This window comes from Mucilaginibacter sp. P5_A4, assembly GCF_056400605.1.
This window is the reverse complement of sequence record NZ_JBFUKX010000181.1, coordinates 1-577: the sequence shown is the minus strand read 5'-3', so window position 1 is coordinate 577 and position 577 is coordinate 1. Positions and strand designations below refer to the sequence as shown.

Below are 577 nucleotides of genomic sequence, written 5' to 3'. Positions count from 1 at the left end.
GAACACAAGCATCCTACGGCAATACTTTGAAATTTTATAAGATAGTGAGTACATGCGTAGATTATAAAATTATTTAATCCATGAATATTTTCGGAAATAAATAAAACCAGTGGAAGAATAAAAACAATAAAAATTATAATTATCAAATATATTTTAAAATTTTTCTTGAGCAAATAAGGAAAAAACAAATAGAATTGCTCCTCCACCGAAAGAGACCAAAAGTGTCCCAAAAAAGAAGCATCGCTACGCCTTAAAAAGTACGTAAAATTCATCAAATAAAATCCGGACGCTAAAAAGCTTATTATTGTAATGTGTAAATTAAATAAATAATTAAGTAAAATAACAACGACTATATACAAGTATGCAACTGGAAAAATCCTTAAAAAACGTCTTATATAAAATCTCTTAAGCGAAATGGTTGACGTTTTTAATTTTTCCTTAATTAATAAAGTTGTTATTAAAAATCCACTTATTACAAAAAAAAATGCGACACCAAGTCCTCCATTAAAAATATAAAAACTCTTGTCTTTGTTCAGATGGAATACTATTACAAATATTATTGAAATACCCCTAAAAC

The 577-nt window shown here is 26.3% G+C and carries 1 protein-coding gene; it reads right to left on the bottom strand.

Translation table 11 applies throughout. From position 1 onward, the window contains the following. On the bottom strand, positions 1-577 hold a 577-nt coding region (locus AC1DQW_RS27915; RefSeq protein ID WP_477457058.1), incomplete at both ends, for an acyltransferase family protein.